The sequence below is a fragment of the Helicobacter sp. 'house sparrow 1' genome (assembly GCF_900199585.1).
Taxonomy (GTDB): Bacteria; Campylobacterota; Campylobacteria; order Campylobacterales; family Helicobacteraceae; genus Helicobacter_H.
In genome coordinates this window covers 164393-187854 of record NZ_FZQY01000008.1, presented here as the reverse complement: position 1 = coordinate 187854, position 23462 = coordinate 164393, and the positions used below count along the sequence as shown (strand labels likewise).

General features: G+C 32.1%; 26 protein-coding genes. 14 read left to right on the top strand and 12 right to left on the bottom strand.

All coding sequences use genetic code 11. From position 1 onward, the window contains the following. Positions 1 to 4 precede the first annotated feature (4 nt). From hemB to C6H31_RS05190, 11 genes are all read right to left on the bottom strand, one after another. Positions 5 to 982, bottom strand: a complete 978-nt coding sequence (gene hemB, locus C6H31_RS05240) for a porphobilinogen synthase (protein ID WP_104697762.1) — start codon at positions 980 to 982, stop codon at positions 5 to 7. Positions 983 to 990: 8 nt separating this feature from the next. Continuing rightward, complete coding sequence (locus C6H31_RS05235; protein ID WP_104697761.1) at positions 991 to 1953, bottom strand: TIGR01212 family radical SAM protein; 963 nt, start codon at positions 1951 to 1953, stop codon at positions 991 to 993. Beyond that, positions 1950 to 3350, bottom strand: coding sequence for an amidophosphoribosyltransferase (gene purF / locus C6H31_RS05230; protein WP_104697760.1), 1401 nt, complete (start codon positions 3348 to 3350; stop codon positions 1950 to 1952). The genes C6H31_RS05235 and purF overlap by 4 nt, the downstream gene beginning before the upstream one ends. Next, positions 3334 to 4629, bottom strand: coding sequence for an ArsS family sensor histidine kinase (locus tag C6H31_RS05225; RefSeq protein WP_104697759.1), 1296 nt, complete (start codon positions 4627 to 4629; stop codon positions 3334 to 3336). The genes purF and C6H31_RS05225 overlap by 17 nt, the downstream gene beginning before the upstream one ends. A gap of 7 nt (positions 4630 to 4636) precedes the next feature. Beyond that, positions 4637 to 5317 (bottom strand): acid response regulator transcription factor ArsR, encoded by a 681-nt coding sequence (gene arsR / locus C6H31_RS05220; protein WP_104697758.1) that lies wholly within the window; start codon positions 5315 to 5317, stop codon positions 4637 to 4639. Between the two features lie 90 nt (positions 5318 to 5407). Next, positions 5408 to 5704 carry a CiaD-like domain-containing protein gene (locus C6H31_RS05215; protein WP_104697757.1) on the bottom strand — a complete coding sequence of 99 codons (297 nt, stop codon included), beginning with the start codon at positions 5702 to 5704 and terminating at the stop codon, positions 5408 to 5410. Beyond that, positions 5695 to 5943 carry a tetratricopeptide repeat protein gene (locus C6H31_RS05210; RefSeq protein WP_104697756.1) on the bottom strand — a complete coding sequence of 83 codons (249 nt, stop codon included), beginning with the start codon at positions 5941 to 5943 and terminating at the stop codon, positions 5695 to 5697. Before C6H31_RS05210 ends, C6H31_RS05215 begins: the two co-directional genes overlap by 10 nt. Positions 5944 to 6034: 91 nt before the next feature. Then, positions 6035 to 6961: a hypothetical protein gene (locus C6H31_RS05205; RefSeq protein WP_104697755.1), complete on the bottom strand. Its 927-nt coding sequence runs from the start codon at positions 6959 to 6961 to the stop codon at positions 6035 to 6037. Beyond that, entirely contained in the window at positions 6961 to 8139 is a 1179-nt protein-coding gene (locus C6H31_RS05200) for a replication-associated recombination protein A (RefSeq protein WP_104697754.1), read from the bottom strand. The genes C6H31_RS05205 and C6H31_RS05200 overlap by 1 nt, the downstream gene beginning before the upstream one ends. Next, positions 8136 to 8501, bottom strand: a complete 366-nt coding sequence (locus tag C6H31_RS05195) for a heat shock protein transcriptional repressor HspR (RefSeq protein ID WP_104697753.1) — start codon at positions 8499 to 8501, stop codon at positions 8136 to 8138. The genes C6H31_RS05200 and C6H31_RS05195 overlap by 4 nt, the downstream gene beginning before the upstream one ends. A gap of 16 nt (positions 8502 to 8517) precedes the next feature. Then, positions 8518 to 9399, bottom strand: coding sequence for a DnaJ C-terminal domain-containing protein (locus C6H31_RS05190; RefSeq protein WP_104697752.1), 882 nt, complete (start codon positions 9397 to 9399; stop codon positions 8518 to 8520). 227 nt (positions 9400 to 9626) lie between these two features. Here C6H31_RS05190 and C6H31_RS05185 point away from each other — a divergent pair, with 227 nt between their 5' ends. The 3 genes from C6H31_RS05185 to C6H31_RS05175 all read left to right on the top strand — a co-directional run bounded on the left by C6H31_RS05185 (position 9627) and on the right by C6H31_RS05175 (position 13395). Then, complete coding sequence (locus C6H31_RS05185; protein ID WP_104697751.1) at positions 9627 to 10772, top strand: outer membrane family protein; 1146 nt, start codon at positions 9627 to 9629, stop codon at positions 10770 to 10772. Positions 10773 to 10851: 79 nt separating this feature from the next. Further along, positions 10852 to 12072: a hypothetical protein gene (locus tag C6H31_RS05180; RefSeq protein ID WP_104697750.1), complete on the top strand. Its 1221-nt coding sequence runs from the start codon at positions 10852 to 10854 to the stop codon at positions 12070 to 12072. A gap of 126 nt (positions 12073 to 12198) precedes the next feature. Then, a complete protein-coding gene (locus C6H31_RS05175) occupies positions 12199 to 13395 on the top strand; it encodes a hypothetical protein (RefSeq protein ID WP_104697749.1) in 1197 nt (398 codons plus the stop codon). Between the two features lie 25 nt (positions 13396 to 13420). Here C6H31_RS05175 and ispG read toward each other — a convergent pair whose 3' ends face one another. Beyond that, positions 13421 to 14491, bottom strand: a complete 1071-nt coding sequence (gene ispG / locus C6H31_RS05170) for a flavodoxin-dependent (E)-4-hydroxy-3-methylbut-2-enyl-diphosphate synthase (protein ID WP_104697748.1) — start codon at positions 14489 to 14491, stop codon at positions 13421 to 13423. 101 nt (positions 14492 to 14592) lie between these two features. Here ispG and C6H31_RS05165 point away from each other — a divergent pair, with 101 nt between their 5' ends. From C6H31_RS05165 to C6H31_RS05115, 11 genes are all read left to right on the top strand, one after another. Next, the gene (locus C6H31_RS05165; protein ID WP_104697747.1) at positions 14593 to 16701 is read left to right on the top strand and encodes a WD40 repeat domain-containing protein; all 2109 of its coding nucleotides are present in this window, start codon (positions 14593 to 14595) and stop codon (positions 16699 to 16701) included. Positions 16702 to 16707: 6 nt separating this feature from the next. Continuing rightward, entirely contained in the window at positions 16708 to 17073 is a 366-nt protein-coding gene (hypA, locus tag C6H31_RS05160; protein ID WP_104697746.1) for a hydrogenase/urease nickel incorporation protein HypA, read from the top strand. Continuing rightward, complete coding sequence (gene mua / locus C6H31_RS05155) at positions 17073 to 17654, top strand: nickel-binding protein Mua (RefSeq protein ID WP_104697745.1); 582 nt, start codon at positions 17073 to 17075, stop codon at positions 17652 to 17654. The genes hypA and mua overlap by 1 nt, the downstream gene beginning before the upstream one ends. Next, a complete protein-coding gene (gene lpxB / locus C6H31_RS05150) occupies positions 17638 to 18711 on the top strand; it encodes a lipid-A-disaccharide synthase (protein WP_104697744.1) in 1074 nt (357 codons plus the stop codon). The genes mua and lpxB overlap by 17 nt, the downstream gene beginning before the upstream one ends. A gap of 40 nt (positions 18712 to 18751) precedes the next feature. Further along, complete coding sequence (gene greA / locus C6H31_RS05145; RefSeq protein WP_104697743.1) at positions 18752 to 19237, top strand: transcription elongation factor GreA; 486 nt, start codon at positions 18752 to 18754, stop codon at positions 19235 to 19237. Positions 19238 to 19239: 2 nt separating this feature from the next. Continuing rightward, positions 19240 to 19668 (top strand): dUTP diphosphatase, encoded by a 429-nt coding sequence (gene dut, locus C6H31_RS05140; RefSeq protein WP_104697742.1) that lies wholly within the window; start codon positions 19240 to 19242, stop codon positions 19666 to 19668. Between the two features lie 21 nt (positions 19669 to 19689). Beyond that, complete coding sequence (locus C6H31_RS05135; protein WP_104697741.1) at positions 19690 to 20280, top strand: tetratricopeptide repeat protein; 591 nt, start codon at positions 19690 to 19692, stop codon at positions 20278 to 20280. A 4-nt stretch (positions 20281 to 20284) separates the two neighbouring features. Next, positions 20285 to 21316, top strand: coding sequence for a hypothetical protein (locus tag C6H31_RS05130; protein WP_104697740.1), 1032 nt, complete (start codon positions 20285 to 20287; stop codon positions 21314 to 21316). Then, entirely contained in the window at positions 21313 to 21948 is a 636-nt protein-coding gene (locus tag C6H31_RS05125; protein WP_104697739.1) for a type III pantothenate kinase, read from the top strand. The genes C6H31_RS05130 and C6H31_RS05125 overlap by 4 nt, the downstream gene beginning before the upstream one ends. A 416-nt stretch (positions 21949 to 22364) precedes the next feature. After that, on the top strand, positions 22365 to 22688 hold the full coding sequence (locus C6H31_RS05120) for a hypothetical protein (RefSeq protein ID WP_104697738.1): 324 nt from the start codon (positions 22365 to 22367) through the stop codon (positions 22686 to 22688). Further along, positions 22688 to 23455 (top strand): sulfite exporter TauE/SafE family protein, encoded by a 768-nt coding sequence (locus tag C6H31_RS05115; RefSeq protein WP_104697737.1) that lies wholly within the window; start codon positions 22688 to 22690, stop codon positions 23453 to 23455. Before C6H31_RS05120 ends, C6H31_RS05115 begins: the two co-directional genes overlap by 1 nt. Positions 23456 to 23462 lie beyond the last annotated feature (7 nt).

Here is a 23462-nt window from a genome sequence, read left to right as displayed (position 1 = left end):
CTCCTTATTTATTTTTTTGCATTAGTAATGCTAGTTCTTTAGTGTGATAGCTAATGATGATATCAGCTCCAGCTCTTTTAAAACTAGTGAGTGTTTCTAGCATTGCTTGCTGATAATCAATCAATCCATTTTTTCCTGCAAGTTTTAGCATCGCATATTCACCACTCACATTATAAACTGCAAGAGGTAGTAAGGTTCTTTCTCTAATGTCTCGGATGATATCTAAATAGGCTAGGGCAGGTTTAACCATAAGGATATCAGCCCCCTGTGCTTCATCATTTAAGCTTTCCAAGATTGCTTCCCTGCGATTTCTATAATCTTCTTGATAGCTTTTTCTGTCTCCAAAGCTAGGGGCAGATTGTGCAATATCTCGAAATGGTCCATAATATGCACTTGCAAACTTTGTAGAATAGCTCATAATGGGAATATGATAAAATCCAGCTTTATCAAGATAGTTTCTAATTGTAAGAACCATACCATCCATCATTGCGCTAGGTGCAATGATATCTGCTCCACTATTTGCAAGAATAATGGCTTGCTGTCCTAGTAATTCAAGTGTTGCATCATTATCTACTGTTTGAAGTTTGGAATCTAAAATTCCACAATGTCCGTGATCTGTGTATTCACAAAAGCATAAATCCGCACTAATAACCATTTTTGGAAATTGTTTTTTTATATTTTGGATAGTTCTAGCAACAATCCCTCTATCGCTTAATGCCTCACTTCCGCAATTATCTTTATGTTCTGGGATTCCAAATAGTAAAATATGATAAATTCCCAATTCTTGGAGACTTTCACATTCTTGAAGAATATGATCTATGCTCATTTGAAAAATATCAGGCATAGATGCAATGGGATTTTTAGTATTACTACCTTCAATAACAAATAAAGGATAAATAAAATCTTTTAAATCTAGTCGTGTTTCTGATACAAGATCTCTCACTTTTTCCTTTAATCTTAGTCTTCTTGGTCTTGCAAACATTGTTTCTCCTAGTACTTAATTCCAATATTTTTGAGTTTTTCTCTGATATAACGCATCTGGATATTTTTATCAAAGCACCATTTTGGTGCAATTAAGGTTTCATGATGAGCCCCAGAGCTAATTCTTTGAATGACAATATCTTCAGGGATAATTTTTAAGGACTGTATAACTAAATCAGCATAAGCCTCAAGAGTAATTGGTATATAAGTTCCTTGATCATACATTTTTGCTAGTTTGGTATTTGAGAGCACATAAAGTGGATGAATTTTAATGCCATCAATGCCCCAAGATAGGGTTTGTCTCAAAGATTCTAACATCATTTCAGGAGTTTCTTTAGGAAATCCATAAATTAAATGAGCACAAACTTTAATCCCTCTTTTTCTTGTTTGCTTAAATAAATCTTCTATGCCAGAGATTCCATGCCCTCGATTGATGAGTTTAAGTGTTTCTTCAAAAACAGATTGAACACCATATTCAATCCAAATTTCCTTTCCGTTTTTGACATATTCTTGGAGTAGATCTAAAACCTCATCTTGCACACAATCGACCCTAGTTCCAATACTCATACCTACAACATTTGGTAGCTTTAAGGCTTCATCATAGATCGCTTTAAGTGTTTCAAAAGGAGCATAAGTGTTGCTGTAGGACTGAAAATATATCATATATTTTTGGATAGAAAATTTGTCTTTATGAAAATCAGCATGCCAGTGAAATTGATCTTTGAGTTGTTTGATTTGTAAATCTAAAATAGGATTATGAGTTATTTTAAAGTTCATCTTGGTTGAAATGCTTTTATCAAGTTTTATAAGACTTGGCGAAAAGCTCTCATTTCTGCAATAAATACATCCTCCTCTTGTAATACTGCCATCAATATTGGGGCAGGTAAAGCCTTGCAATGAAATAGGTATTTTCCTAATCCTTTGCCCAAACTTACTTTTAAAATATCTTCCAATAGTAAGAAGCTCTCTCACTGATTGCCTCTTGTATAATCATCGATGTAATTTTTATCAAAACAGGCTTGACAGAAGCTACTATTTGGTTCCCCAAGACTTTTTGAAAGTCCTTTAAGAGATAAAAATCCAAGTGTATCAGCCCCAATAAAGTTTCTTACTTCTTCAAGAGAATAATTTGCGCAGATAAGCTCATCGCTATTTGGTGTATCTACTCCATAATAACAAGGAGATATTGTTTGAGGAGCACTGATTAGGAGATGGATTTTTTTTGCGCCAGCAAGCCTTAAAATCTTAACAATTTGTTTGCTTGTTGTTCCCCTAACCACAGAATCATCAATCACAATAATTTCTTTATCCTTTATTAATTCAGCAATTGGATTTAGTTTTAATCTTACCTTAAGCTCTCTTAAACTCTGTGAGGGTTCAATAAAAGTTCTGCCTACATAATGGTTTCTAATGATGCCTAATTCAAAATCAATTCCACTTTCTTTTGCATATCCAATTGCTGCTGCAACTCCACTATCAGGAACAGGTATTACCATATCAGCTTGTAATTTATATTCTCTTGCAAGCTCTCTGCCCATATTTTTCCTAATTTCATAGACATTTTTTCCAAAGACCTTGCTATCAGGTCTTGCAAAATAAATAAACTCAAAGACACAGGGATATTTCTTTGGTTTTAAAACTTGTATGGATTTTGGAGGAGAGATATATTTTTCACCCAATCCCTCAAAGATAACCATTTCCCCTGCTTCAATCTCCCTAATGTATTCTGCTCCTATGAGATCAAAGGCACAGCTTTCGCTAGCCACAATATAACCAATGCTTCCATCTTCATTTGTAATCTTTCCAAGGCATAGTGGGCGCAGTCCATAAGGATCTCTAACTGCAAACATTTTTGTTCTAGATAAAAAAACAAGAGCATAAGCTCCATCAATTATCTTTAAAGAATCTATAATCCTTTCTAAGAGTTTTTCTTTTTTGTTTTGAGCGATCAGATGAATTAAATTTTCTGTATCAAGATGGCTTTGAAAGATTGCTCCATTCTTGATTAATTCTGAGCGTATCATTTTTGCATTTGTAAGATTTCCATTATGCACAACAGAAATTTCTCCAAGACTGTACTTTGCAAAGATAGGTTGAGCATCACCACTAGAATCTTTTCCTGCAGTAGAATAGCGGTTGTGCCCAATACTAGACATTCCAACAAGATTTTGCAGATTCTTCTCATTAAAAATTTCTGTGACTAGACCATTTCCCTTATGTGTATAGATTTTTGTCCCATCACTGGAGCTAATACCACTAGCTTCTTGACCTCTGTGTTGCATTGCAAAAAGAGCGTAATAGCTTTTTAATGCAGAGTTTTTGACATTATAAACTCCTACAACAGCACACTCTTCATTCCATTGTTTCAATCTTTTCCTCCTGTTGATCTGATGTTTTCTTTTTAGGAACTACACAAAAATTTTCTACGATACAATCGCGAATTATAAAGTAATTTATTCCATTTTCATGTTGATAATCTAGATTAAATCCTTGAGTATCAAGAGTATTTTTGATGATATAAATTCCTAGACCAAATCCCCCTTGTGTATTTTTGTGTTGATCTCTAAAGTAGGGCTTAAAGTATTGATTGAAATCCTCTTTTAATGCCTCACCTCTATTGGATATGATCAAATCAAAGCATTTTGTTTCTATATATACTTTTTTATCCGTACTATATTTAATAGCATTATCCAATAGATTTTTAACAGCCATTGCAAAGAGCTCAAAATCTGCCTTAATTACATCATTGGGATTATTTAAAACAATTGGATCTACTTCCATTTTGTCAATCAGAAGCATCTTTTTTGTATGTTCGATCAAATCTTCAAGCAAAAATTCTTCTTTTGTAATATTAAGGTTTTTTGAAGTAATCTGCTCCATCTTGGCAAGTCCATCAATAAGGATTTGAAGCCGTTTGAAAACAGAAATTAATCGTTCTTTGTGAAGAGTATTCTCGACCATCTCTGCAGTAATTCTTCCTTTTGTAATGGGGGTCTTAAGCTCGTGCATAATGGATCTTAAGAATAAGAATCTAGATTCGCTTAAAGCAGTAATTTTTTTAATGGCATTATCAAACTCATTTGCCAATTCTCCAATTTCATCAGACTGCTTTGTCTTGCATTCTACATTAAGATCCCCATTTGCAAATTTTCTAATTTGAAGTCGTAATTTTCTTAATGGCAATAATCTTCGGATTAAAAGTGCAAAGATAAAAACAAGTAAAAAGATTCCAACAAGAGTAATAAAATAGTAGGTTTGATAATTTGTGCCATAGGTATCTTTATATAAGACAGCCTTATCCTGTGTTTCCAATAGAATATAGATTTCATTTTTTATTTGGATTGTTTTTGCAAATAATCCACCAAAAACAGGGGGTAGAGGATTGTAGTTTAGTAGTATTTCTTTGATCTGTTCATCTTTGGTGACTTCAAAACCCAACTCCTTTAAAAATTTTTCAACTGTGTTTAAATCACCATTACTAGTTACAATATGATTAATCACTGTAGTAAATTGCTTATATTTTGCTACGACTTGCTTAGATTCAATATCCATTTGAAATCTTATAAAATAGAAAGAAAAAGCAAAAAAGCTAACTAAGGCAAACAGGAATAATAAAGTAATCTTTAAAAAAATTGAGTTTTTAATCATTCTTAAATTAGGCTTCTAGCTTATACCCAACACCTCTCACAGAAATTATATATTGTGGTTTTTTTGGATTATCTTCTATTTTTGCTCGTAATCTCCCGATAATAACATCTATGCTCTTATTTGAGCTTTCAGGATTAATAGATTCAGATTCAATTGCGATTGCTTCTCGTGAAAACACATGACCTTTTTTGCTGATTAAAAGCGTAAGGATTTCATATTCTGCACGAGTCAAATCAATTTTTTTGTCTTTGAAATACACATCTCTACTTTCTTTATCAATTCTAAAAATATTATCTTTGTCTTTTTGCTCACTTTTTACTTCTTTTTTGTTATAGCGTCTTAAAAGAGAATGGATTCTTGCTAAAAGTTCTTGAGGATCATAAGGCTTTGGAATATAATCATCCGCACCATATTCTAATGCTTTAACTTTATCATCTAGATCACTTCTTGCTGATGAGATTATAATAGGGATATTTTTTTGCTTAGCCACTCTCTTACATACTTCTAGGCCATCTAAATTAGGCAGAGTTAAATCAAGTAATAAAAGGTCATAATTATGCGTTGCTAGAGCACTCATACCAGTATATGGCTCATCATAATTTGTTACTTTCACGCCATGTTGCTCTAAAAACTCGCTTAAGATTTCTGCCAACTCCATATCATCTTCGATCATTAATATATTTAGCATTTTAAATACTCCAAATTTTTATGTAAGACAGAATTCTAAATTCCATAAGACTAAGAATATTAGCTTAAAAAGATTTAAAGACTCATTAAATTAAATCTTTTTTTGTAAAGCTTCATCAATTAGGGATAATTGGTATTCTAGATAGTTAATAACCAAGTCAAGCTTGTCAGAGAGATTTTTTGTTTGGCTTGATTGCAACCCTTCAAATAACACTAGAGTTTTTTCTCTTAATAGCTCTAAAAATCTTGCATCAATTTGAATGTCAATTCTTTGATTTTGAGTTGGAGAATTTGGATCTTTTTTAGTAGGAAATTCTCCTTGAGATACATCTATATTTTCATCATCAAATTCATTAATTGTTTGTAAAATCAGATCTTTTAGTTCCATTGCATTAACCACCTTTCAAAAGTCTTGAGTTCTTCTGTGTTACGAGCATTTATAAAGAACATTTTGGCTTTTTGGTTGACTTGTATAGAACTCTTTTGTGTCTTTTTTAGTCTTGTTATAGCTTGTTTTGCTTCAAAATTATTGGGATCTTTATTGAGAATCTCTTCATAAATAACAAGAGCCTCATCCTTAAAACCTTGGAGTTCATAGATACTTGCAAGTGTCAGTGTCTTAAACACATTTTTCCTTTTGCTTTTTAGCTATTTTATCGTAAAGTTTAAAATTTTATATTCTAAAATGGGGCTTAAGTATATTTAGGATTTTGAAAGATTATTCTTTTTCTTTTTTGCGTTTGGCAATTTTAGAATCTATAAAAGTTTGACCATAAATAAGTGATACCCCTAATAGAAGGTTGGTTGCAGACTTTTCAAAATATTTTCCCTTTAAAAGATAGAGATTTAAAGAGGGGGCAATGCTAAAATATTTAAATATGGAAGCCTCAAGTCTTAGATTCCATTCAAGTTCAAGTTGAGGATTATAGCTTGGTGGATAATTATTAATAATGTATTGCTTAAAACTTATAAAATTTACAAGTTTCACATGTTCATTAAAACTATATTGTATATTCAGACCTGTATTAAAACCAAAACTTTGTCTTGGTGTTGTGTAGGTAAAATCCTCTTCACCAAAAAAACTTACATAAAAATTTTTTAGGTATTTTCCATCAAATAGTTTAATCCCCGTGTTAAGTCGAAAAATATTAGTACGATTTGAGTTGTTTTGCTTAAAAAATTGTGTTTGATAAGATAATTGGGCATAAGGCCCCATATCAAAGCCTCCCCATAGATTCTCAAAATTCCATATTTTTTGTGTGTAATCCGTGGAAATAATTATTCTATCTAAAGTTGTATTATCAATCATTTTTCCATTAGATGGATAGATAATATTACGACCATATTCTCCATATAGAGTATTGAAAATAACAAAGTGCTTTGCATAGTAATTGCTATGAAATAATAAGGAAGCCTCGGCAATAATTTGAGAATCTCCTTTAAAATGGGTATTGGAGAATCCAGAATATTGCTTTTGATTTTTAATACTTGTAGAGGATAAATTTAAAGCAATTCTATCAAAGGCTATGTCCCAACCCTCTCTGGTTGCATCAAGTGTTAAATCTTTAAGGTCCTTATTGATTTTTGATGCAGAGTAGGCAAAAGAAGTAAGCAGAAAAACCAAAATAATAAGATGTCGCATCATTATTGCTTTTGCTTAATTTTTTCTACCCACTCTTTTAGGGTTTTTTCAAATCCTTTTTGAGTGAGCTCTACAAAATGCAAGGGTTGTGATAAATATTCTTGTTGTACCCAACCACCAAAATTATGAGGATATAAATAATCTTTTGAATTAGGCAATATATTTTTTGGTATGGATGCTTTTTGATTGTTTTTTACAAAATCAAGTGCAGAATTAATGGCTTGATATGCTGTGTTGGATTTTGGAGAGCTTGCAAAATAAATTACACATTGTGCAAGCAAGATTCTTGCTTCTGGATAACCAATTTTAGAAACACCCACTAGAGTTGATGTGGCGAGATTTATCGCATTTGGATTGGCATTTCCTATATCTTCACTTGCTAAAATTACTAAGCGTCTGGCGATAAAATCTGCACTTTCTCCACCATCAATCAGGCGTGCAAGATAATAGATACTAGCATCTAAATCACTCCCTCTAATAGATTTTATGAGAGCTGAAATAAGATTGTAGTGCGTATTTTTTTCACTACTGCCATCCCCTAAATAATTGGGTCGTATGGTTTTTAATTTTTCAAGAGTGATGGGAGGATTTAAGATTGAGAGTTCTAGGCAATGAAGCATCGCTCTAGCATCTCCATTGCTAGATTCAATTAAATATCGCTTTGCATCATCTGTGATTTCACAGGAATGTAAAGTAAGAGCTTTGTGGAGAATTTTTTCAAGATGGGGATTTGAGAGAGGATAAAGCTCAAACAAAAAACTTCGTGATCTGATTGCTTGGGTAAGTGTATAAAATGGATTTTCTGTGCTTGCACCAATGATAATAGCTTGATAATTCTCCATTATGGGAAGTAAAAATTCTTGTTGAGTCTTGCTTAAGCGGTGGATTTCATCTATAAAAACAACAGGCTTTGAGATAAGAGAGAGTTTTTTTAGCTGTGTTCTTAAATTTTCTAATCTAAAATCTACACCATTAAATTCTAAAAACTCCTGACCTAACTCTTTGGCTATAATTTTTGCTAGTGTTGTTTTACCACTGCCAGGGGGGCCATAAAAAAAACTATGGGGAAATTGTCTATTTTTTATGGCCAAAGAAAGATAAGAATTTTGTGATAAGATATGCTCTTGTCCTACAAAGTCTTCAATCCTATCTGGACATAATAACTTTGCAAGATTCTTCATTTATTTTTACGAAATAAAATAACTTCATAGGAATTTTGTTTTACACCAATATTGCCACTATTTTGTGACTTTTTTTGGAAATTATTACGAAGTTCTTCATTAATACTATCTAATTCATCAAGCTTTTCTTTTAATCTTAAGATAATATCTACTCCTGCAAGATTTACACCCATATCTCTAGTGAGTCTTAAGATTGTTTTGATTTTATCAATATCGCGTTGAGAATAAAGCCTCATTTTCCCATCAGTTCTTCCTGGTTCAATTAACCCTTCCTTTTCATATTGTCTTAGTGTTTGTGGATGGATTTCTAAAATTTTAGCAACTACACTAATTAGATAAACAGGTTCATCATAACTATACATAAGAAAACCTCCTTGATTAAATTTGATCTGACAATTCTTCTTTTAACTTTTTTTGTAGAGATTTGGAAAGATCTTGTAGTTGTGGCATTATAACATTTATCTTAAGATGAAGATCTCCCATTTGCCCATTTTTTCGATTTTTAGCACCTAATTCCTTGATTCTAAATTTTTGATTATTTTTAGTATTCTCTGGAATTTTGAGCTTAATTTCTTTATAGAGTGTCTCTACACTAACAGTTCCACCAAATAGGGCAACTTTAAGAGGTATATCACATTGTTTGATAAGATTATCCCCATCTCTTGTATAAGTGGGGTCTTCAATGATTTGGATTTTTAACAATAAATCACCTCTAAAGTTCCCATTTCCCTTGCCCTTACCCCTTACTCTGATAGTTTCCCCATCTTTAATACCCGCAGGTATTTTGATGTCAAAACTATCATATTGTAATTGAATATGTTCTTTCCCTCCAAGAATTGCAGTTTTAAAGGGGATATTAAGACTACTATGAACATCAAGACTTTGAGAAAAACCATCAAAACTTCCAAAGTTACTGAAACCACCCCCAAAAAAACTCCTATTCCCAGCACCAAATCCACCACTACTTCCAAAAATAGATGAGAGAATATCATCAAGGTTAATATTACCTTGGTTTCTAGCAAAATCGCTGAAGTTTTGTCCCCCAAACATACTATCCCCAAACTGGTCATATTGAGCCTTTTTGTTTTCATCGCTCAAAATTTCATAAGCAGCATTTATTTCTTTAAATTTTTCTTCGGCATCTTTTTCTTTATTAATGTCTGGATGATATTTTCTTGCAAGTTTTCTATAGGCTTTTTTTATTTCCTCAGGACTTGCATTTTCGGATATTTCTAGAGTTTCATAAAGACTTTTTTTCATTGGGTTTGTATCCTTGAACTTTATTTTTAAAATTAAGTGTATTTGTATTATAAAACTTTAGTGTAATTAAATCAAGTTTTGGAATTCAATTTTTTATTGAAATTGCTCTTATTGTTGAATTTGATTTTAATGGAACTGAAATTGCTTATTCTTGCAAAGAATTTGATAAAGTGATTTTGCATTGCACCAAAACTTTTAGGATTAAATGTAAAGTAGCAAGGAAGTTAATGTTGAGATTTTTTTTATCCATAATGGTGTTAATCTGCTGTCTTGGAGACTTTATTGTGGCACAAGATACTGATGCTAGGACAATTGAAGAAGCCTTTAAACAGGGATATCTTAATGGTCATGTTGGCTCATATGCTCAACAAGCCTCAAATAGAGAACCTACATTTGTTGATTTAAATATGTCATTGGCTTATCAAACTCTTCGTTATAGGGGATATAAGATAGGTATGGAAGCTTGGTTAAATGCTAAGCTATTTGAGCAGAATGTTGGGGGATTTTCTAGAAATAAAGACATTTTTACAATAACAAATTTGTATGGGGATTTTTACAATCAATATGAAAAATTTGGAATAAGAGTAGGTAGATATCAGATTGATGAGGAATGGATAACTCATAACACAGAAGGTATAAGTGTAGATTATGATGGATTAAACAATATTTCTTTAAACTTTACTTGGGCTTTTAGAAATGCTTATACAGAGAACTACTATAATAGTGGTTTTAGAAAAATGTATCGCGTGGTTGGTGCAATGCTTTTAAGAGGTGCAATTGATATTCCTAACTTTCCCCTAACAATAACCCCTTATTTTTATTTTGCACCAGGAGTCTTTTTTACCGCGGCTTTTAAGGCTTCTACAAATCTACCTTTACCACATTCCATTTATTTCAAAGCGAGTACCGATTTTGTCTCATACATCCAGGATAAAGGGTGGTATGGACCCAATGCTGGAGCTGGCTTCTTATTTATGCTAGATAGCTCAGTGTATTGGAATGGTTTGGAAGGAGGAATGGGTTTTTCAGCTACTGATTCTGATGGTGCTTCAAGGATTGATGCATTTGGGCAACATACAGTTTTTGAAAGACCTGTAGGGATGTTTTGGGGGGATGCAATCACAGTTTATGGTTTTCTTAAATATGAGATGAAAAGCTATTTTAAAGTACATGCAGCAATAAGAAATACTTTTATTAGTGGGAAGAACATCTTTAACTGGGAGATAAAAACTTCCGGGACACCACTTAAAAAGCTAAGTGGTTTGGAATTGGGTATTGCAGCAATTGGTATGGATAATAAGAGCGAAGCTGTAGATTATTTTGGGGGCAAAGAGTATATTCTTATTCGAGGGTTTGTTCAATATAAATTCTAATCTTTCTCTTGATTTTATTAGTTTTATTCCTTAGAATTACACTTAGTAATCAGAGTAATTTAGGTTTAAGGGATTTAGTTTGAGAAAGATTGTATGGTTTTTATTATTTAATGTTTTTTTGTTTTCTTCTGAGGATGTGCAAATCAAGTCATTTGGTGCATTAGGTGGATTGTATAATCAAGGAGTGGGTTCTTCTCATAGCTATGGTAATTTGATGGCTCATGTTGGTGCTAAATTTATTTTAGACAATGGCTGGAGTTTTGGTTTAGGTGCTATTGGTGGATGGAATGTCTTTAATGCTACTAAAACAAGCTATGGAGATTTAAATTATAGTGGTATTGGAGATGGTGGAGATGTTTCTGATATCTTTGCACATTATGCCAATTCAAGATTAGAATTTGCTTTGGGTAGATTTAATACAAACTTTGTTGATTTTGACTATATAGCAGGTAATATTCAAGGAGCTTCTGCTCAATTGAAGGTAGATAATCTCACTTATTGGGGTATTTTTATGGATTCTATGCTATTGACAGGAGATCATAAGAATACTCTTTTTAGTTTATATGGGACAAACATAATTGGTAGTTATTATCCAACAAGTAAGAAAAATATTATGGGGAAATGGGGTGAGGTTTTTGCTTTGGGTCTTAAGTATAGTAATGGGAGTTTTGAGACTTCTGCCTTTACTCTTTTAGATACTCAATTACCATTTAATAGACTGCCAAATCGTAATGGAGTTTTATTTCAACTTGGTGGGGATATTGGATATACCGGTGTTATTTCAGGGGATTGGAAAAGTGTTACAAAGCTTAGAGGAATCTTTCAGTTGGGAAATACTTCTAGTTTAAATGGCAATTTGCTCAGCGCAAGCGATTCTGTTGCAGGTCTTCTTTGGTTGGATCAAAAATTTACTTATAAGATCTTTGATCTAGGGGCTGGTGTTTATGGAGTTTTGAGTTCTAAAAATAATGGTGGAATTTATACTTTTAGTGATCCTTCAAGATTTTATGGAAAGATTATTCACTCTCCCTTGGAATTTGCAAGTCCTTATTTTAAAGAACAAGTAATCAGTGGCTATGTCTTTGGGGGTATTAACCTAAAAAATAGTAAAAGTATTCCTATAAAAATTGATGGTCTTATTTCATTTGGAAAATACACAGAATATTCTTTGGTGGTAGATTATACTGTGTGGAAAATGCAGAATATGCAGTTTGACTTTGGAATGGGATATGTGTATTCCCAATTGAAAAATAGCACTTCAGCTAGCAGTCTTTTATTTTTTGGGAAATTTTATTACTAAGTCTCTAAAATTTTTTCACTTTTTGCCGATCCTCTAGAGGTCTTTTAGTCTTATTGCGGTTTTTTGATCTCTTAGATTTAAAACTTTCGCTGGGGGCTATTTGGAAAAATTCTAAGGAGATGTTTTATGAAATCTAAAGTTTTTAGCTCACTGGTTTTATCTACAGTAGTTGCTACTGGAGCACACGCAGTAGATATCAACTTCTTTGGTCATATTGGAGGAGCATATAACCAAGGGTTGACAAATGGAAATAAGGCACCTAATGATAAGGCTTCATACGGGGGTGTTACAGGCCACCTAGGGATAGATTTCGGATTCAATGCATTGCATCTTGGTGTAGGGGCTTATGGCTCTTTCCCAATTTATGGAACAAGTGTGGTGGGGTTTGGAAATCAAGCAGATATGGCTTATTCTAAGGATTATGCTGATCTTTCTGATTTATACATTAAGTATGATACTACTGATTTAGTTGTAGCTGCAGGTAGATTTAATAATGAGTTTTTAGAATCAAGCTGGACAAATGCTTATATGCAAGGTGTTGCTTCTAGATGGAAGACTAGGTATTTTGGAGTTTGGTTAGGATGGATGAATGACTTTACAACTTATGGATATGCTCCAAACCGCATTGCTTCAGAATTAATGTCTTATCATCGTTTTCCATCTAGTTTTACCCACTTTGGTTTTGGGAATGAGGTATTTGTAGGTGGATTAAATTTTGATTTTAAATTCTTAAAGATTAATCCATTTATGAATTATTTCTTTAGAGATAAGGGAAATGATTCAATCTTGGCAGGAACGGATCTTTCTCTGATTTTTGGAGAGGGTGGAGTAGTTCAGACTACAACAGCTTTTAACTTCTTATGGCAGAATACATTTGGCGTTAGTAAAGATGACACAATGCTCTTTATGATTGATGAGGAATTGTTGTTTGGTGGTATCTTTAAGCTAGGTGGTGGTTTCTTAGCTACAACTGGTGGAAATGGCATTAGACCTATTAATGATGCTACAAGATTTTATGGAGGAAAATTTTTAACTCCAAATTACGGGTATTATGGTAGTGCAAATTATTTCTTCCAAAAGAACAATACTTGGTATGTATTTACAGGTGTAAAAAGTCGCTTCTTTGATTTAGATGTTTTATATGCTGATGGGGATTATCATGAGTTTTCTGCAATAGCATCTTTTACTGTGTTTGATAAACAAGTTAAGGGAAGTTTAAATGGTATTGCCCTAAAGATTGGTGGAGGTTATGTGAATAATGGCTTTAAGTCTAGTAGATTCCAACGTAGTAATGCAATAGGATTTGTTAAACTTTCTTACTAATTCTAAATAATAAAGAGAATCTAACTTAGCTTAGATTCTCTTTTTCTTTTGCTACTTTTTCCACTTCTTGTATAAAAGCTTCTAATAATTTATTTTCTGGTAATTTGCAGAGTATCTTTCCTTCTTTGATGATTAGCCCACTCTTATTGCCAAAGGCAATTGCAACATCAGCGTGTTTTGCTTCTCCTAGAGCATTAACAGCACATCCCATCACGCTCACTTGAAGAGGAACTTTTATATGTGCAATTCTTTTTTCTACCTCTTTTACCATTGAAACAAGATCTGCTTCAATTCTTCCACAAGTTGGACAAGATACAATAGTTATTCCTGATTTTTGTCTTCCGCTATATTGCAGGATGGCTCTTGCAACTTTGATTTCTTCTTCAAGTTCTCCTGTGATAGAAACACGGATTGTATCTCCAATTCCATCTAATAATAGATTTCCCAGTGCTATGGAGCTTTTGATTGCCGAATGAAAGAGTGTTCCAGCTTCTGTAACTCCAAGATGAAAGGGATAATCAACAAGAGGTCTTAGCATTCTATAGGCTTCAATTGTTTTTTGAACATCACTTGATTTTAAGGAAATTTTTATATCTTCAAATCCAAAGTCTTCTAGAAGTTTTATATTATAAAGTGCAGATTCTACCATTCCCTTGGGGGTTGCTCCATACTTGATTTCAAATTCCTTTTCTAAGCTTCCTCCATTAACACCTATTCTAATTGGAATATTTCTAGATTTACAGGCATTGGCAACAGCTTTGATGCGATCCTTGCTTCCAATATTACCAGGATTGATTCGGATTGCATCTACGCTTTCTGCTGCAATCAATGCAAGCTTATAGCGGAAATGGATATCAGCAATAATTGGTAAGGGAGAGAGTTTTTTTAACTCTGCTAGTGCATTTGCATCTTTTTCATCACTTACTGCCACTCTGACAAGATCTGCACCTGCAAAATAAAGCCGTTGTATCTGTTCTAATGTGGCTTGTATATCCATTGTTTTTGTGAAGGTCATACTTTGAACACTTATTGGAGAATCTCCTCCAATTTTTACATTTCCAATTTGGATGCTTTTTGTTGTGTAGCGCTTTTGCATTTTTTTCTATTTCCTTATCAAGATAACTCTAAAAGTGTAATTCTAATACATTTTTATTAAGTATAATGTGCAAGAATGATAATCTTTCATTAGGCAGGGAAGTGTTTAAAAATCACAAAATTTTAAAGTTTTTAAACCCAATTTTAGGTATAGGTGACAATCAAGATAATTTGATACTTGTTGATAATTCCTATGGGGTGTTTTTTTACTCTTTTGAAAGTCAAAAATTGATTTTTGGAAAAAGAACTCTACGTGATAAGCAAAAGCATCATATTTATTCTAAAGCCATTTTTTGTTCAAAAGACAACAGGGTTTTGATCCCAGGTGTTGGCAGTGCAGAATGCAAGCTTTATGCGATTGAGGATGAGAGATTGGTGGTAAAAAAAAGCATAAAATCTCATAGAGCTGATATTAGCTGTTCTACCTTTTCTCCTGATTTGAAATTTTTTGCCACAGGGGGTGAAGATGGTAGGGTTTTTGTATATACCGAAGATGCAAAGTTTTATACGATGTGTCCAGTTCAGCCTGATTATATTTCTTGCATTGTTTTTGATAATAAATCTCACTTTATAGCTTTTGGGACTTTTGAACATAAACTACTGCTTTATGATTTAAAAGCCTTTGATTTTATCTTAGAGCTTGATACACCAAGTGTGGTTGTGGATATTCTTTTTTTTGATGATGATGGGAAGATTTTTTATATTTGTCAAGAGGGTGAGAGTGGCATTCTTGATTTAACAAGCAAGCAAGAAAAGATAAATAAGGTTTATGATGCTTGGTTGCATCGGTGTATTTTAAGCAATGATGGAAAATATGCATATATTGTAGGTAGAGATGATAAGTTGCGGATTCATAATCTTGAAGAAAACAAGAATTTTGTAGAGATAAATTTGCCTGAAAAAGGAGTGAGTTTTATTTATAGCGTGAAAAACCATATTTGTATTTGCTTTGTTAGTGGAAAAGTATTTTTTATTGATACCTTATATAAAAGAGATGTTTTCACTCAGCTCTTAGATACAAAAAGCTATGAAGAGGCAAGGATTTTTGCGCAAGAAAACAATATTTTTTTAAAACTTGATTTAAATTATAAGAAGTTAAGAGAGGAAAATTGGAAAGAAGTTTTAGAAGATGTTATCAAGCTTTTTGGAAGCAACCAAGTTGATCAGGCATTAAGTATTGCAGAACCTTATTTGGAGGATCCAAAAATTAACAAAGAGTTTAAGAGATATCTAACACATAAAAAGGTATTGTGTGAGTTTTTGGATTCAATTGAAGCAGGTTTGTATCAAAAAGCCTATCAAATTGCAGATCAACAAAAAGGATTGAAAAAAACTAAGGCTTTTGAAGACCTTGAAAAGTATTTTGAAAAAATACTTGCAGCATCAAAAAAGATGCTAGAGAGTGATTATGGCCATCAAATTTATAGGGTTAAAAAGCTTTTAGAGCCATTTATGCAAATTCCTGAAAAAAGAGATAGAATCCATATTTTATTCCATCATTTTACTCAATATAGTAGTTTGGTAAATATGTTAAAAAATCATCAATATAAAGAGGCATATGAAATTTGTCAGAAAAATCCATTTTTAAAAGTAACGCGGGCATATGCTAAGGTATTGAATTTTTATAATGAGATTTTACAGTACTTGCAAAATCATATTTTGATTGCAAAGGGAAATGAAGAGATTGAAGAAAAAATGAATATTTTGCAGGAGATTGATTTATTTAAAGAAGAAGCAGATTCTCTAAAAGTTTTTTATGAGATGCAAGATAAAATGCAAAAAGCTTTTAAAGATAGGCTCTATAAAGATTGTTATAAAATTTTGGAGGACTTTCCATTGCTAATTTCTTCAGAAACCTATCTTGAGATTGAGGAGTTCTTTTTAAAAACCTTTAAAAAGGCAATGGATTTAGCACAATCTGGAAAGACTGGAGAGGTTTATGAGCTATTGAAAGAATATTTTATGTTGGAAAAATGGAAGAGTAGAATTGATACAACCTTTCAAATTGCTTATTATTATGAGATTAAAGCAATTGATTCTCAAAAGCAAAATGATCTTCAGGTAGCTCTTAAAAATTATATTTCTTATTTTGGAAAGAGTAGTGAGCTCAAGGAGTTATGTATAATAGAGGGCATCAAAGAGACTCTAGAGCAATTAGGAGAAGTTAAACCAAGAAGTATAGAATATAAAAAATCAATTTTTGAAAGGTGATAAATAATGCATGAATATTCTGTAGTTGCTTCTTTAATTGATTTATGTGAAGAAAATGCAAAGGCTAATAATGCTCAAAAAGTTGCAAAAGTTGTAGTCTCAATAGGAGAGCGTAGTGGAATGGATAAAAGTCTTTTTATCAGCGCCTTTGAAACCTTTAGAGAAGAAAGCAGCTTTTGCAAAAATGCATTACTAGAAATTAAAGAAGAGAGAGTCAAATTAGAGTGCCAGAAGTGCGGTGAAATATTTCAGCCAAATGGTATTGCTTATGGTGAGTGTATAAAATGCAATTCCAATGCTTTAAAAATGATTGAAGGGAAAGAGATGTACTTAGTAAGCTTAGAGTTGTTGCAAGAAGAGACAGAAGAGTAATGAAAGATTTTAATTTATTTTTTCAAAAACTCGTTGATATAAAAGAGAGTTGGGAGATTTTTAAGATTTTTGAAAATGAGAGAGAAAAATTTTCCCAAGAAAAAGAAGAATATCAAATTGAGATACAAAAAGACCAAGAAAAGCTAAGACAATGTCGTAATGAGATTTTAGAGCTTAGAGCAGAGGTGCTAGAGCTTAAAAAACAAAAAGAAGCTTATGAAGAATCTCTTGTAGGGTTAAAAGAAAAGAGGGTGAGGCAAAATGTCCAGAAAAATGTTGAAAAACTAATGAAAGAAAAGGATGCATTAAAGAATAAAAAACAAGAAGTTCTACCAGAGGAATTAAAGGAGGTGGAGGTTTTTTTAGAAAATGGAGAAATCAAGAAGTTGAGGGCTGCACGCAAAGTTTATGATGAAAGTTTGTTTAGTAAATATAGAATTGCACTTAAAGAAGGTAGGGAATTTCGAAATAAAATTGCAGAGTTGGAACTAGAAAATTCTCAATTAAAAATAGAATTAAGAGATGCTTATACCGAGATGATTTTAAAAGAACGGATGGGAAAAAATGAAGATATTAGTTAGTGCATTGGAATCTAGTTCTAATGAGCATTTAAAAACATTGATGCAAGAGTTCAATGAAGGAGAGATTGAACTCTTTGGTATTTTTGATTCCAGTTTGGGAAAACCCTTATATACGCCTAAAGATTTTTCTGTAATGGGTATCCTTGATGTTTTAAAGAAAGTATTTTTCTTTATGCAAGTTCAAAAACAAATGCTTGAGTTGGCTGAAAAAGTAGATCTAGTTTTGCTTTTGGATGCCTCTTCATTTCATATTCCTCTTGCAAAAAAAATCAAAAAAAAATTTCCAAATAAACCAATTGTCTATTATATTTTGCCTCAGGTTTGGGCTTGGAAGTCTTGGCGTGCTAAGGTGATTGAGAGTAATTGTGATAAGTTGGGTGCAATATTACCATTTGAAGTAGATTATTATAAACATAAAGCTTCCTATGTAGGACATCCTTTATTAGATTCTATTAAGCAGTTTAAGCAATCTTGTGGTGGTAGTGGGATTGTTTTTATGCCTGGTAGTAGGAGAAGTGAAATAAGGAGAATCTTTCCAATTTTTTATGATCTTGGTATGCGGTATTTTAGAGATAAAGAAAAGATATTGATAGTTCCTAAGCTCTTTAAAGAAGATAATTTACAAGAGATCTATGGGGATGGGGTTAAAGATTTTGTGATTTCTTATGATTCAAGAGAAAGTTTGTTAAATGCAGAGTTTGCTTTTATTTGTAGCGGGACAGCAACTTTAGAATCTGCTATTGTAGGCACCCCTTTTGTTTTAGGATATAAAACAAGCAAGTTTGACTACTTTTTTTTAAGTAAAATGACAGATCTAAAATACATAGGTCTAGCAAATATATTTTTTAATGCACTAAATAAAGAAAGGCCAGGAAGAGGAGATAGTAAAATGCATCCAGAACTCGTGCAAGATGCATTTAATGTAGAAAATCTTTTTGCTGCCTATCAAAATACAAATCAACAAGAATTCTTTAAAAATAGCAAACAAATTAGGGAATATCTTAGATTTGGAAGTGCAAAAAATATCGCACAATGGATAAGAGACTTAAGTTATTAAACTGCTTTTTGTATCATATAGTTTTATTTAAGGAGAGTTGATGTCAAAAGAACCAATTACTCAACACGGGTATGAAAAATTATGCGCAGAATTAAAAGATTTGAAAGAAAATCAGCGCCCTAATATTGTTGCAGAGATAGAAGTGGCAAGGAGTCATGGAGACTTGAAAGAAAATGCAGAGTATCATGCAGCAAAAGAAAAACAGTTATTTATTGAAGCAAGGATCAATGATCTCTCCCTTTTGTTGGCAAATGCACAAATTATAGATCCATCAACCCTAGCTCATGATAAGGTTAGTTTTGGAAGTAGTGTAAAGATTTTAAATTTAGATACTCAAAAGACTTTTTCTTATACAATAGTTGGGAGTATTGAGAGCGATCCATCAAAAGGTTTGATTTCCTTTGGTTCGCCTATTGCAAAAAGCCTTATTGGTAAGGAAGTTGGTGATGAGGTTAGTATTGTTTTACCAAGCGGTGAAAATGATTTTGAGATTCTAGAAATTTGCTATAAGCCAATTGAGTTTTAAATATGAAGATCAAGATTAAAAAGATACATCCAGATGCTATTATTCCAGAGTATCAAACTTCAGGTGCTGCAGGCTTTGATATTCATTCTATTGATGATTATACTATCAGGGCAAGGGATGCATTGTTAATTAAAACAGGGTTGGCATTTGAGCTTGAAGAGGGTTTTGAACTCCAAATCAGACCAAGAAGTGGATTGGCCTTAAAACATAAAATAACTGTCTTAAATTCTCCTGGAACAATTGATAGTGATTATCGTGGTGAGATAATGGTTATTTTATATAATCATTCTAGTGATGATTTTGTAATTCGCAAGGGGGATCGTATCGCTCAAGGAGTAGTAGCAAAATATGAAAGAGCAGTTTTTGAGATTTGCGAAGAGCTTTCTGATACAAAAAGAGGAGAGGGTGGTTTTGGTAGTAGTGGAATTTAATTTGTTAAAGGAAGGAAGAAAGTGAGTTTAAAGGAAAATTTACAAGTAGCAAAAGAGAGTTTTTCTTCAGATGAGAAAATTTTTGAGAGTGCTTTTAGATTAGAGCGCTTTTTTAAAAAATATAAATATTTATTGATTACTTTGGCTGTTGTCTTGATTGGATATTTTTTGTTTTTACAGGTAAATGCAAAAATGGAAGAAAAAAGGGCTATAGAGGCAACAGAGATTTATGAAAAGTTACTTAAAGAACCAAATAATCAAGCTTTAATTGATGCTTTAGGGAAAAAGTCATCCCAATTATTAGAAATCTTTCTTTTATCGCAAGCGGTTAAGACAAATGACGCATCTTCTTTAAAAAAGATGGTGGATTCTAAAAATTTATTGGTAAAAAATTTTGCAACCTATCAACTTGCATCTTTAGAACAAAATATGGATAAATTAGGTGCATTAAGTACAGATGGTTTTGTAGATCTTGCAAAGATTCAACAAGCTTTCTTGATGATAGAGCAAAAAAAGATTCAAGAGGCTAGGGAGGTCTTGCAATCTATAGATCAGAATTCTGTGGTAAGAGAGTTGGTAAGATTATTATTACACTATCATTATGAAGGTTAAGGAAATGAGAATTTATCGTATCCTTGCTCTTGGGTTAGCTATTTTTTTTTATTTTAATGGATGCAGTCAAAGAAAAGATTTTGAACCAAAACAGGTAAGTGGGTCTGTCACCTTTAACCACTTTTTAACAAGTGAGTTAAGTTGGACAAGCCGTAATAGCGCTATGCTTAAAAATGGAGAGGCGATTACACAAAGTGGAAAGACACTTTTAAAACTTAAAAAAGAATCTAAGATCATCCAAGAAACACAAGAATATTATATTCTTGCTAAAGATTGTCAGCACATTGAAATCATCAATAAAACCACACAAGAATCTACAGAATTTGGAGTTTCTACCTGCTTAGTTGCAGGAAATATTAAAGATAATTTTTTAGCTTTTGTTTTAAATGATAATTCTTATGGAGTTATTGATATTACAAAAAAAAGCATTGTTTTTAGTGATAGAGGCTCATCTATCATTGCAGTAAATTCTTTAATTGCAAAACCAGTATTTTTAGATACAAATGTCGTGTTCCCTACGCTTGATGGACAGCTTGTAGTAGTTTCTTTAAGAGATCTAAAAGTCCAAAGAGTTGTGATTGTTAATTCTGAACAGTTTTTTAGCAATGTAATTTTTTTAGAGGCTGAGGATTCTAAAATACTAGCAGCAACTCCAAAAAAGATTATGACATTAGTTGATGGAAAGACATTTTCCTATGAGGCTAATGTCAATGATGTGAAGTTTTATAAGGGAAATTATTATGTTTTAACACTTGAGGGAAAAATTATAGAGCTAGATTCTACTTTGAGGGTTTTAAATGAGATAGAGTTACCCTTTGCATCATTAAGTGCTATTGTTATCAATCAAGATAATCTTTTTACAATGGAAAGACAGGGATATTTAATTAAAGTAGATTTAAAAGATTTTTCTTATGATGTTTATTATTTACAAAATATCTTAGGCAAAGTGCTTGGAAATGGTATCGTGTTTTATGATGATAAGAGAATCTATTATGATAAGTATTTCTTGGATTTTTCAAAAGATTGGAACAAATGATACTTTGTGATATTGGAAATACATACTTTCATTTTTATGATAGAAGAAGTATTTGGAAAGTTTTGCCTCAAAAGCTTGATAAGAAGCTTTTAAATTCTCAAATTTATTATATTAGTGTTTGTAAAAAACATGAGGAAAAGCTCCTAAGTTTAGATCGCAGTGCAAGGAATATAGAGAGATTTGTTCAAATTGATACATTATATGCAGGTATGGGGGTTGATAGGAAGGCAGCTTGCTTGGGTATATCTGATGGTGTAATTGTAGATGCTGGTAGTGCAATCACAATTGATGTAATGCAGGAGGGGATGCATCTAGGGGGTTGTATCCTTCCGGGGTTATTTTCATATTTAAAAGCTTTCGAAGAGATTTCACCCATTTTAGGAAAAAATTTTAATTTTTCTATTAATCTAAGAGATTTACCCCAAAATACACAGGATGCAGTTAGTTTTGGAGTTTTTAGAGGATTAAAAGCACTCATTGATTCTATGGCAAAGAGCAAAAAAATATTTTTTACCGGGGGAGATGGTAAGTTTATTTCAAAGTTTTTTGATAATAGTATTTATGATGAAATGTTAGTTTTTAGAGGAATGGAGAAAGCTTTAGAGCTTATGAATCAAGGGATTGTTCGATGAAGATTGCATCACCAAAGGAGGGTATTTAAGGGCGCTTGAGGTTTTTTATATTTAGAATAAAAATTTATGTTTGCTAATTAAGGGACTAATTAGTCCTTGTTTGTTAAATAAGATTTCTTATCTGATTTAAATTTTTAAATGACATATGGTAGGGATTTGGATTAAGGCTGTAATAAAAAAGACTTTTTAAGAGCTTATAGTATATGGATGCAATTAAGATGATTGTTTTAATCCTTTTTTTGTTATGAAGTGGTTGGTGCAGTTGTGAATATTCTAGAAATGGGGAGTGTGATGCAATAAAATATCTTAGAAATTGGTGTAATTATTGTGAGAATTAGTGTATTTTTCTTTTTAAATAAAAAGTATTATTTTGGAGAGAAAAAGAAAAAAATTGTCTGATAAAAATAAGGAAAGTTATGAAATATCTTTGTGTATTGTTTTTGGTGGTTACGGGTGCTTTTTCGCAATGGCAGATGTTTGCGGATAAAGAGGATACATATTTGTATAATACGGTTACTGGTGAAGTTTATGTGAAGCATAAAATGGGTAATAAAAATTATCAAAATGTGTTTGTAAAAATGCCAAAAGGAGTTGCATCTATTGAGGAATTGCAAAATACTATTCCTCAATTGGAGACAAAAAATAATAATAATAATAATAAGGATAGGGATATTCAATTAGAAAGTATAAAAAAAGCACAAGAGATGATGCAAAAATCTCTTGATACAGGTGGAATGTGATGCAGGAATTATTAAGTATTTTTTTTGTTGCTTTATCAATGTCTTTTGCTCATTGTATAGGAATGTGTGGAGGGATTTTAACTGCTATTATGCCCTTAAAAACATCTTCAAATACAAAATTTTTATCTTTGGGAGTAAGACATTGTCTTTATAATCTAGGGCGTATTACAAGCTATGTTTTAATTGGTTTATTTTGTGGAATCATAGGATATAGTATCAATCTTAATGCTAAATTGAGTGGATGGTTTTTAATTTTTCTTGGGACCTTTCTTGTGTTATTTGCATTTTGTTATGTCTTTTTTCCAAAGATAATTACAAAAATTGAACCCAATGTTTCTAATTCTTCATTTTATAAAAGAGCCTTTAATGCCCTTAGGTCTGATAGCATACTTAGTTTTTATGCTCTTGGGGTTTTAAATGGTTTTTTACCTTGTGGAATGGTGTATTATTTTGCTGGTATTGCTTTGATGAGCAAAAGTGTTTTGGATGGAATCTTAATAATGGGTGTTTTTGGAATTGCTACTTTAATTCCTATGTTTATTTTTGGTTTTATTTTAGGGATTGGTATAACATCAGCCTTTCGTAAAATCTTTTTAGCTCTAAGTTTTATTGGTATGGTAGGCCTTGGAGGATTTAATATTTATCAGGGAATTACTAAATTGCAAAATCCATCGCATCAGCATCATCAAAATATGCAAAGTCATCATTGTGGTGGAGAACATCAAGGATGTCAAAATTGTAAACATAATAATATAAAATCTCATTGATAAGTAG

Bases quoted from the DNA above. Each gene is read 5' to 3' on its own strand.
- C6H31_RS05175 (WP_104697749.1), top strand. From the start codon at position 12,199: ATGAAATCTAAAGTTTTTAGCTCACTGGTTTTATCTACAGTAGTTGCT.
- C6H31_RS05185 (WP_104697751.1), top strand. From the start codon at position 9,627: ATGTTGAGATTTTTTTTATCCATAATGGTGTTAATCTGCTGTCTTGGA.
- C6H31_RS05115 (WP_104697737.1), top strand. From the start codon at position 22,688: ATGCAGGAATTATTAAGTATTTTTTTTGTTGCTTTATCAATGTCTTTT.
- ispG (WP_104697748.1), bottom strand. From the start codon at position 14,491: ATGCAAAAGCGCTACACAACAAAAAGCATCCAAATTGGAAATGTAAAA.
- C6H31_RS05190 (WP_104697752.1), bottom strand. From the start codon at position 9,399: ATGAAAAAAAGTCTTTATGAAACTCTAGAAATATCCGAAAATGCAAGT.
- C6H31_RS05195 (WP_104697753.1), bottom strand. From the start codon at position 8,501: ATGTATAGTTATGATGAACCTGTTTATCTAATTAGTGTAGTTGCTAAA.
- C6H31_RS05130 (WP_104697740.1), top strand. From the start codon at position 20,285: ATGAGAATTTATCGTATCCTTGCTCTTGGGTTAGCTATTTTTTTTTAT.
- mua (WP_104697745.1), top strand. From the start codon at position 17,073: ATGAAAGATTTTAATTTATTTTTTCAAAAACTCGTTGATATAAAAGAG.
- C6H31_RS05225 (WP_104697759.1), bottom strand. From the start codon at position 4,629: ATGATTAAAAACTCAATTTTTTTAAAGATTACTTTATTATTCCTGTTT.
- C6H31_RS05215 (WP_104697757.1), bottom strand. From the start codon at position 5,704: ATGGAACTAAAAGATCTGATTTTACAAACAATTAATGAATTTGATGAT.
- greA (WP_104697743.1), top strand. From the start codon at position 18,752: ATGTCAAAAGAACCAATTACTCAACACGGGTATGAAAAATTATGCGCA.
- hypA (WP_104697746.1), top strand. From the start codon at position 16,708: ATGCATGAATATTCTGTAGTTGCTTCTTTAATTGATTTATGTGAAGAA.
- arsR (WP_104697758.1), bottom strand. From the start codon at position 5,317: ATGCTAAATATATTAATGATCGAAGATGATATGGAGTTGGCAGAAATC.
- lpxB (WP_104697744.1), top strand. From the start codon at position 17,638: ATGAAGATATTAGTTAGTGCATTGGAATCTAGTTCTAATGAGCATTTA.
- C6H31_RS05205 (WP_104697755.1), bottom strand. From the start codon at position 6,961: ATGATGCGACATCTTATTATTTTGGTTTTTCTGCTTACTTCTTTTGCC.
- C6H31_RS05125 (WP_104697739.1), top strand. From the start codon at position 21,313: ATGATACTTTGTGATATTGGAAATACATACTTTCATTTTTATGATAGA.
- hemB (WP_104697762.1), bottom strand. From the start codon at position 982: ATGTTTGCAAGACCAAGAAGACTAAGATTAAAGGAAAAAGTGAGAGAT.
- C6H31_RS05120 (WP_104697738.1), top strand. From the start codon at position 22,365: ATGAAATATCTTTGTGTATTGTTTTTGGTGGTTACGGGTGCTTTTTCG.
- dut (WP_104697742.1), top strand. From the start codon at position 19,240: ATGAAGATCAAGATTAAAAAGATACATCCAGATGCTATTATTCCAGAG.
- C6H31_RS05200 (WP_104697754.1), bottom strand. From the start codon at position 8,139: ATGAAGAATCTTGCAAAGTTATTATGTCCAGATAGGATTGAAGACTTT.